A 2457-nucleotide genomic window follows, 5' to 3' on the forward strand; every position below is an offset into this window, starting at 1 on the left:
TCGCCGCCGCGCGCAAGGGCGACAAGCTCACCTGCGGCGCCAAGATCGATGGCGGTTCCTCCGACGTCTTCATCGGCGGCGGCACCGTGCAGTACCTGCCGGTGGACGACGAAGTCCCCGGCTGGCTGCGCACCACCGTGGACATCCTCATGGCCGTGGCCGGCGCCGCCGGCGGCATCGCCCAGCTGATCAAGGCCGGCACCCAGGCCGGGATGAAGGCGATCATGCCCTGCGTGCTGAAATTCACCGCCGGCTTCGTCGCCGGCGAGGTGGCCAGCCGCTACGTTCTCGGTCCGGCGATCAACCGCGCGGTGGGCGGCCTGTTCGGCAACCCGGTGGACGCCACCACCGGGCGCAAGCTGCTCACCGAGGCGGGGGAAACCGACTTCAGCCTGCCCGGGCTGATGCCCATCCAGTGGTCGCGCTTCTACGCCAGCGACCTGGACGCGGACAGCGTGCTCGGCCGCGGCTGGGTGCCGCCCTGGGACCAGAGCCTGCGCCAGGCCGGCGAGTTCGTCTACCTGAGCGACAACCAGGGCCGCAGCGTGCCCTTCGTCGCCCTGGAACCGGGCGAGCGGGTGTTCGCCGCCAACGAGCAGGTCTACCTGGTGCGCAGCCAGGGCGGCCACTACCTGCTGCAGAGCCTCGACAATCAGTTCTTCTACTTCGGCGAACTGCCCGCGGACGGCAGCCCCGCCCCGCTGCAACGCCTCGAGAACGCCCTGGGCCACTACCTGCACTTCAACCGCGGCGCCGATGGCCGCCTGCTGGACATCACCGCCAGCGGCGGGCTGCGCCTGCACCTGCACTACGACCACCCGCTGCAGCGCCTCACCGAGGTGGTGCGGGTGGTCGGCGACCAGGCGGTGGAAAGCCTGGTGCGCTACCGCTACGACGCGCAGGGCCAGCTCAGCGAAGTGCACAACCGCAACGGCGACACCAGCCGCCGCTTCGCCTACCAGGACGGCCTGATGGTGCGCCACGAGAACGCCCTGGGGCTGCGCTGCGAATACCGCTGGGAAAACCTCGGCGGACGTCCACGGGTGGTCGAGCACTGGACCAGCGACGGCGAGCACTACCACTTCCACTACGACCTCGAGGCCCGCGTCACCACGGTCAGCGACGCCCTGCAGCGCGAGGCGCGCATCCACTACAACGCCGACCACCGGGTGGTGGCCAGCCGCGACTTCGGCGGCGAGGAATACCGCATCGAGCTGGACGACGCCGGCAACATGACCGGCCTGCAGCTGCCCGACGGCAACCGCGTGCAGCTCAAGTACGACGAGTATTCGCGCCTGGTCGAGGAAATCGACCCGCTGGGCCGCAGCATCCGCTACCGGCACCACCTCGCGACGAACCTCGTGAGCGAAGTGGCCTATCCCGACGGCAGCACCTGGAAGGCCCGCTACGACGCCCGGGGCACCCTCATCGAGGAAACCGACGCCGAAGGCCACAGCACCGAATACTTCAACGGCGAGGACGGCCTGCCGCACACCATCGTCGACGCCCTGCGCAAGCGCAAGCACCTGTGGTGGAACGGCCTGGCCCAGGTGGAGCGCTACCAGGACTGCTCCGGCCAGCAGACCCGCTACGCATACGACGACCGCCAGCACCTGGTGGCCATCACCGATGCCCTCGGCCAGACCACCCGCCTGCAGCGCAAGCCCAACGGCGAAGTGCTGGCCATCGAGCACGCCGACGGCAGCCGCGAGGCCTTCAGCTACAACGCCCTCGGCCAACTGCTCGGGCACACCGACGGCAAGGGCCAGAGCACCCGCCTGATCCGCACCGCCCGCGGCCTGCCGCAAAGCCGCCAGGACGCCAAGGGGCAGATCGTCCGCTACGAATACGACCGCGCCCTGCGCCTGGCCGCGCTGGTCAACGAGAACGGCGCGGCCTACCGCTTCGCCTACGACGCCAGCGACCGCCTGGTGGAAGAGCAGCGCATCGACAACCTCACCCGCCGGTTCCGCTACAACGCCGGCGGCCACCTGGTGGAAGTCGAGGAAACCGGCTACGGCCAGCAGGGCGAACGCCCCACGCGATGCACCCGGTTCGAACGCGACGCTATCGGCCGGCTGCTGGCCAAGCTCACCGACGACGCCCGCTACGACTACCAGTACGACGCCGGCGACCGCCTGCAAGGCATCGACCGCCTGCCCAGCGAACAGGGCAAACGCCAGGGCCTGCAGGCCGAACGCCTGGCCTTCGCCTACGACGCCAACGGCCGCCTGCTCGGCGAAAGCACCCCGCTGGGCGAACTGGGCTACCAGTACGACGCCCTGGGCAACCTGCTCAGCCTGCAACTGCCGGACGGCCGCCACCTCAACCACCTGTACTACGGCAGCGGCCACCTGCACCAACTCAACCTCGACGGCCGCGTCATCAGCGACTTCGAGCGCGACGACCTGCACCGCGAAGTGCTGCGCACCCAGGGCCGCCTGACCAGCCGCTTCG

1 protein-coding gene is annotated in these 2457 nt (G+C 69.9%); it reads left to right on the forward strand.

What is annotated here, in order from left to right:
• Window positions 1-2457 (forward strand): DUF6531 domain-containing protein (locus VV867_RS30815; protein ID WP_328568424.1); only part of this gene is annotated, 2457 nt, incomplete at both ends.

The organism is Pseudomonas sp. JH-2 (assembly GCF_036231725.1).
Taxonomy (GTDB): Bacteria; Pseudomonadota; Gammaproteobacteria; order Pseudomonadales; family Pseudomonadaceae; genus Pseudomonas; species Pseudomonas delhiensis.